The sequence below is a fragment of the Exiguobacterium sp. s36 genome, from assembly GCF_018618345.1.
Classification (GTDB): domain Bacteria; phylum Bacillota; class Bacilli; order Exiguobacteriales; family Exiguobacteriaceae; genus Exiguobacterium; species Exiguobacterium chiriqhucha.
Genome location: NZ_JACSLW010000015.1, coordinates 1 through 7,073 on the forward strand (window position 1 = coordinate 1; position 7,073 = coordinate 7,073).

Sequence of the window (7,073 nt, forward strand, 5' to 3'; positions counted from 1 at the left end):
TCAACGGCCGCCCACGCAAATGCCTGGGCTGGAAGACCGCACACGAGGCCTTCACGGAGGAAGTGTTGCGCTTAATTTGACAAACCGTCCATTAAAAATATATTGTTCAGTTATATCAAACTACTTAAACGTTTAATTTTATGAATAATTACTCCGGTTTAAATACGACTTTAATATTATTATCTCGTTTTTCATCAAATACTTTATAAGCCTCATCGGCTTTTTCTAAAGGAAAAGTATGTGTGATAATTTCAGTAGGATCAAATACTTCATCTTTAATCATTTCATATAATTTAGGCATTAAATGAATAACTGGTGCCTGACCAGTTGTTAAACGAACATTTCTATTAAATATTAAATCAAGTGGAAAGTTATCAGCTGGTGTACCATAAATTCCAGTCAGTTGAATTGTACCAAATTTACGGACTGATTCAGCGGCTGTAATAATCGGACTAATTGTTCCTCTTTGTTGAGATGTTTTTGAAAGTTTTGGTTCTGGACTTGATTGTGCGCCATCAAAACCAACACAGTCAATAACTACATCAGCACCACCACTAGTTTTTTCTTTCAATAACTTACCAATTTCTTTTTCTTTATCGAAATTATAAACTTCAACACCATTGTATTTTTTAGCATGCTCTAGTCTATGTTCGACATTATCGATTGCTATAACACGTTCGGCACCTTTTAGTTTCGCAAATTTTTGTGCCATTAAACCTATAGGACCACATCCTAATACGATAACAGTATCCCCAGCCTTCACACCTGCATGTTCGACACTCCAATAAGCTGTAGGTACTACATCAGATAAAAATAATACTTGTTCATCTTTTAAATCACTATCTGGCACAACAAAAGAAGAAAAATCAGCATATGGAACTCTTAAATATTCAGCTTGACCACCCCAAAAATTCCCATGCATTTTTCCAAATCCAAATAACGCACCGTTATCCATCTTCCAGTTTGCAGGTTCTTCATTAGATTGATCACATTGTGATTCCATTTGGTTATTACAGTAAAAACAATCGCCACAACCAATATTAAAAGGAATAACGACACGATCACCTTTTTTTAGATTCTTAACTTCTTTACCAACTTCTTCAACAATCCCCATTGGTTCATGTCCGATAACAAAATCTTTATCCATAAACATATCGCCTTGATGATATAAATGTAAATCTGATCCACAAATACCTGAAGCAGTAATCTTAATAATTGCGTCAGTTGGTTCAATAATCTTTGGATCTGCAACTTTTTTTACTTTCATTTTCTTTTTACCTTGAAATGTTACAGCCTTCATACACATTACTCCTTTATTATATAATATCTGTATAACACATTATTAATACCCCTAATTTTAAATGATAAAACCTTTATACATATATTATTACCTTTACACAAGATTAAATATTCAACAAACTATTTATTTAATTTTACTTCTTAATTATCGAAAGATTTATCAGCTATGTGAATACCTATTAATTCACTATCTTTATTAAGGATAGGGGCTCATATTGCCCAAATGAAGTATCAGCTTAGTATATCTTCTTATTACATATACTTGCTTTTACTTTACCATCACTAAAAATATCTTACTTTTTTCACCACTAAATACACTCCTCTTATTTTTGAATGTAATTAGATAAATGTTTCCCAGTTACGCTATCTTGTATGCTAAGGACACCTTCTGGGTAACCACTGTATAATAATCTTCCTCCTTGTTGACCAGCAGCTGGTCCCATATCAATTAACCAGTCTGATTCTGTCATCATTGACAAGTTATGCTCGATTAGAACGACGGTATTACCTTCATCCACTAATTGATTAAATAATTCGATCAGCACATGGATATCCCTTTCATGTAACCCTGTTGTTGGTTCATCAAAAATAAAGATGTGGTCAGTCACTTGATTGATTAAATACTCACTGAGCTTTACACGTTGAATTTCTCCACCTGAAAGTGTGTCCAATGATTGTCCAAGTGTCATATAGCCTAGACCAGTGGCAGCGAGGGATTTTAATATCTCCAGAATTTTATGATGTGTATTGAAGTAATTTATTCCTTCTTCCACCGTTAATTGTAAGACATCTGCAATAGAGTAACCATCTACTTTAGCATCTAGAACTTCCTGTCTATAACGTGTTCCATGACATACTTCACAAACTTGTGAAAAATCAGGCATAAACGCAAGTTCTGTTTTAAGAATTCCTTTTCCTTTACAGTTTGGACAAGCACCTTCAGAATTATAGCTGAACATACTTTTCTTTAGCCCTGTCTCCTTACTGAAAAATGCTCGTAATTCATCAAATGTACTGGTATAAGTTAATATATTTGAACGATTTGAAACATTAATAGCTTTTTGATCGATGAATATAACATTTTTAATCTGTTTAAACCCAGTTTTTATGAGCGTACTCTTACCAGAACCAGCAACCCCTGTAATAACAGAAATAGCATTTTTAGGGAGATACACTTCAACATTTTTGACGTTATTTTTTGTAACTGGACCGATATGAATCATTTCTTGAGATGACCTTGGAACTTTTAGTTGATGTTTTTCTTTGAGTTCTTGTCCAGTCGCAGTGTGGGAGTCGAGAAGTTGATCGTATGTTCCTTCAAATGTAATTCTACCCCCATTTTTACCGGCACCTGGTCCTACGTCAACAATGTGATCTGCAATCTTAATAATATCAGGATCGTGTTCAACCACAATAACTGTATTTCCTTTATCCCGAATAGACATAATTATGCGATTGATATTTTCAATATCTTCAGGATGCAGTCCAACACTCGGTTCATCGATAATGTATACGAGATCGGTCAGTGGGCTACTTAAATGACGAATAAGCTTAATACGCTGAGATTCACCACCTGATAATGTAGGTGTTTCTCGACCAAGTGTCAAATAACCAAGTCCAATATCAACTAGAGATTGAAGTTGCTGTTTAAGCGGCTTTACAATATATGCAGCTGTTTTATCAGTAAGATAGTCTAAAAACAGGATATTTTCTACGATACTTTGATTTGTAAAATCAGCAATATCTGCACCGTTAATTTTGCAGCTTAAAATACGTTGATTTAAACGTTTTCCGTGACAGTTAGGACAAACCATTGTCGTTACAACACGCTCATATTCATCCGGCCACCTGCTTTTTTCATAGCCATCATTAATAATAAACAGTCGCCTGAATCGATAGACGACCCCTTCATATTTTGCAGTACGGGGCCATTCTTCAGGAGGATTGGTCAGTTTGGTCGGCTCTAAATAAAGTAATTGATGCATCTCTTCCTTCGAATACTCTTTCAGCTTCTTATCATTATCAAATAGACCCGAATGCGTATAGCTTTTACCACGCCAGTGATCTGGTCCGAATGTAGGAAAATTAATTCCATGTTCGTTTAAAGATTTGTCATAATCCAGCAATTCATCGATATCAATTTCCTCGACATATCCTAAGCCTTGGCATCTCTCACACATTCCTGCCGAATTATTGAATGAAAATTCATTTGAATATCCGACAAATGGTTGACCAATACGAGACCATAGTAGACGAACAGCAGAATAAATGTCGGAAATTGTACCTACTGTAGAGCGCGAGTTACCACCAAGTCTTTTCTGACCAATGACCATTGAAACAGGAAGATTTTGAATGGAATCTACATCAGGTTTCTCATAATGAGTTAATTGATTCTGTATATATGTAGAATAAGTTTCATTGAGTAGACGCTCAGATTCAGCTGCAATCGTACTAAATACTAATGAAGATTTTCCAGATCCTGATTTTCCTGTAAAAACGGTCAATTGATGCTTTGGAAGACTTAACGAAACATTTTTTAAATTATTTTGTCGTGCACCTTTGATGATGATATTTTTCATCCCAAACTTCCCCTCCATAATTAAATATATTTATATTTTTTACCTTTTTAACGAGAAATAAGTTTATAAGTATCAATTTTAAAGTTCCAAATTTTTAGCTGAATTTCCGATTATATTCTATTAAAAAATTTAGGGAAATTCTATAATCAAGTTAGCCACCTACGGTGTGCTTTAAAAAATTTAAATGTACGCAGATTGTAAAATTAAGCTAGACAACTAAAAAAGCCTTCTGTGCTAAACTTAATATGTATTTCCGACCAAAGAAAACATTAAGGAGTTAGCACAAATGGCCTATACACACCTTACCACGGATGAACTTGCGTCCATAGAATTATATTACCACCAGAAAATTTCGGTCAGTGAGATCTGCCGGAGAATTAAGCGTTAAAGAGAGATCGTCTATAATGTAATTAATGCACTCAAAGCAGGTATATCTGTACTGGAATTCTATCAGAACGATAAGAAAAGAAAATCTCTTTGCAGAAGACGTAGAATCGTCCTTCCTAAGCATCAGATCAGTTATATTCAAAAAAGGATAGCCGACGGCTGGACACCTGACACCATCATAGGCAGAAATGAAGAATCTATCAGCTGTTCTGTTAAAATTCTGTACAGAATGTTCAGAGAAGATATTCTTCCTGTTCACTCACTTCCGATGAAAGGGAAAAGAAAACCTAACAGTCATCATGAGAAAAGAGGTCGTCAGACTTTCAAACGTCACATTTCAGAAAGAACAGTTGAATTTCCTGACTTTGATAAAGCGTTCTAAAGTGGATCCCATTGTCAAAACACTAATTTTATAATAATAAGGTGAAAACAGTCATTCTTCTTGTCCTTGTCCCATCTTGCAGACCCAGCCTTTCCTATGCCAGGTTCTGTCAAGGGCGTATTTTCCCTTGACAGGTCCTGGGATGGGAAAGATAATTGCTCCGAGATGGCAAGGACAGTAACCTACTGAAAATAGATGGATGCCGGTGTCCTATAACCCAATGACTGGTGGGGACGTTCCCAGTTATAGAATTCCATGTAGTCACGGATGTTCTGTCTCGCTTCTCTTGGTGTCCCGTAGTCCTTCAGATAGACCTCTTCGTACTTGAGGCTCCGCCAGAAACGTTCGATCATGATGTTATCCAGTGCCCGACCCTTGCTGTCCATGCTGATTTGGACGGCAGGCTGTTCCTTCAGGAGGTGGATATATTTGGAACTGGTGAAGTGGCTACCCTGGTCACTGTTGAAGATGTCCGGCTGCCCGATCGTGAAAGCCCGCCGGACGGCATCCAGGACAAAACCTATTTCCAGTGTCTGGTCCAGTTCCCAGCTGATGATATACCGGGAGTGCCAATCGATGATGGCTGCCAAATACATCCAGCTATCCTGCAGGCGGATATACGTGATATCAATGCCCCAAGCCTGGTTGGGACGGGTAATGTTCACCCCTTTCAGTAGGTATGGATAAATGCGATGCTGCAGGTTGCGTTTACTCAGATTGGGGCCTGGATAGAGAGCCTGTATGCCCATCTCGCGCATGTGACGCTGGACCCTCTTGCGGTTGATATTCACCTCTTCATTTTTCAATACTTCGGCAATCCTGCGTGACCCGTAGAACGGATATTTGGTGTAGATCTCATCAATCCTATGCTTGATGGCAACCTCTTCAGGCGAAGGGGCAACCGGCCTGTAATAAAGGCTGGAACGATTGAGCCCAAGCAGATCGGCCTGTTGGGAAACAGGAAGTTTACTGTTTCCCCATTCCATCATCTCTACCCGTTCCTGTCTAATCGTGGTAGATGCCAGATTTTTTTTTGATCCACGACAGCTGCGTGGTTAACTTTCCGACTTCTGCATAGAGATTTTCCAGTTTCTCTTCATAGTCGGCTCTCATCTTCTCTTGGTCCTTGTTCTGTTTCTTGAACACTTGTGGCATCTCTGACAGGAAATGTGTTTTCCACTTATGCAGCTGGTTCACATGGATGCCATGTTCGGAAGCAATCTGGCTCATTGTTTTTTCTTCCTTCAAGATTTCCAACACAACTTGAGTTTTGAATTCGGGTGTATATCTTTTTCGTTTCATATACCTACCTTAACATCTCCTTTTTCGTGTCTGAAATCTTGGGTCCATTATAAAGAGACAGGGTTATGTGGTGCGCGTGGCATCGATCAAGAATTTATCCATGACGTGGATGCAACCATCGTGTTGGACCGTCGGGGCACACGCGACATTGTCACCGGATGTCGAGGCATGTTCGATTTTTGTGAAGCGTCTTATGGAGAACTGTTCGAAAGAGCGGGGCGATTGGTCGGAATGAACGACTGGAAGGCGACGCGCAACGGGGGATCAAGTGATGCAAAAGTATTTGCGGAATTCGGTATTCCGTCTGTGAATCTATCCATCGGTTACCGTGACGAGCATACAGACTTCGAGGAAGTTGACTATTGTGCAACATTTGAGACGGTGGTACTTGTCGAAACAGTCCTTAGTCATCGTCTGATTCAACAAAATAGCTGAAAAAATAGGAAGGCAGCACTTGAAAAAAATGCTGCCTTCCTATTTGCAATTTTCCTTGTATTAAAATGATTCTATTTTTATTCCCCTACCATTCCGTCATTATCGTTATCACGCATATAGGGGTAGAGCCAATGGTCGCTCATGATCGGCATCGTGAAACCGGCGTCTTTCGCTTCCTGGATCGTCACCTGACCGTTGCCATTCGTATCTACGCTCGAGACATCGCCTGTGGCCTCAGGTGCAGCTGCGGGTTCCGGTTCACCTTCTGTTAGGCCGAGTGCTGCATTCACTTCATCCGGGTTAACGTTGTCGAAGGAATCGGTGACGACATTTCCTTTGACCGTATAGGTGTATTGGTAGTGTGACGGAATATAAGTTTTCGTATCCGGATAGGTAATGATCGCCTCGAAGTCGGTCGCGCCGCCGGCCATACGGATGACGTCCTCCATATAGGCCTGGTCCCCGTAGCGGTTGAGCGTGCTATCTTGTGGTGTGATGTTGTAGGCGTTCGAGACGCCCCCGAGCGAGTCAGCGATGACGTGGCCTTCATCGAGATCACTGTTTTCGACGCCTGAGACCTTCGCCTCGTCATGATAGTAACGGCCATCCGAGGTCACATCCTCCGAATCATCATCCTGCAAGATGATCTGATCGGCGATGACACGAATCAATTGACCATGTTCGTTCGT

Annotated in this window: 5 protein-coding genes and 1 pseudogene; 2 read left to right on the forward strand and 4 right to left on the reverse strand. The window is 39.5% G+C overall.

All coding sequences use genetic code 11. The annotated features are described in order from the left end of the window. Positions 1-148: 148 nt before the first annotated feature. Positions 149-1,300: an alcohol dehydrogenase catalytic domain-containing protein gene (locus KNP95_RS15685; RefSeq protein WP_131472577.1), complete on the reverse strand. Its 1,152-nt coding sequence runs from the start codon at positions 1,298-1,300 to the stop codon at positions 149-151. A 322-nt stretch (positions 1,301-1,622) separates the two neighbouring features. After that, positions 1,623-3,878: an ATP-binding cassette domain-containing protein gene (locus KNP95_RS15690; protein WP_214838301.1), complete on the reverse strand. Its 2,256-nt coding sequence runs from the start codon at positions 3,876-3,878 to the stop codon at positions 1,623-1,625. A gap of 286 nt (positions 3,879-4,164) precedes the next feature. On the opposite strand from KNP95_RS15690, the pseudogene KNP95_RS16290 reads away from it, so the two are divergent. Continuing rightward, positions 4,165-4,644: pseudogene (locus tag KNP95_RS16290) on the forward strand (IS30 family transposase); the annotation flags it as partial. Positions 4,645-4,829: 185 nt separating this feature from the next. Here KNP95_RS16290 and KNP95_RS15695 read toward each other — a convergent pair. Then, positions 4,830-5,949 (reverse strand): IS3 family transposase gene (locus KNP95_RS15695; RefSeq protein WP_131472581.1). Its coding sequence is split into 2 segments (ribosomal slippage): positions 4,830-5,682 and positions 5,681-5,949, totalling 1,122 coding nucleotides; the frame shifts between segments, so codons are not numbered across the junction. 100 nt (positions 5,950-6,049) lie between these two features. On the opposite strand from KNP95_RS15695, the gene KNP95_RS16180 reads away from it, so the two are divergent. Beyond that, positions 6,050-6,184, forward strand: coding sequence for a hypothetical protein (locus KNP95_RS16180; RefSeq protein ID WP_255418329.1), 135 nt, complete (start codon positions 6,050-6,052; stop codon positions 6,182-6,184). A gap of 277 nt (positions 6,185-6,461) precedes the next feature. Here KNP95_RS16180 and KNP95_RS15700 read toward each other — a convergent pair. Next, a partial coding sequence (locus KNP95_RS15700; protein ID WP_214838304.1) for a DNA/RNA non-specific endonuclease occupies positions 6,462-7,073 on the reverse strand: 612 nt, incomplete at its 5' end.

Bases quoted from the DNA above. Each gene is read 5' to 3' on its own strand.
- KNP95_RS15685 (WP_131472577.1), bottom strand. From the start codon at position 1,300: ATGAAGGCTGTAACATTTCAAGGTAAAAAGAAAATGAAAGTAAAAAAA.
- KNP95_RS15690 (WP_214838301.1), bottom strand. From the start codon at position 3,878: ATGAAAAATATCATCATCAAAGGTGCACGACAAAATAATTTAAAAAAT.
- KNP95_RS16180 (WP_255418329.1), top strand. From the start codon at position 6,050: ATGACGTGGATGCAACCATCGTGTTGGACCGTCGGGGCACACGCGACA.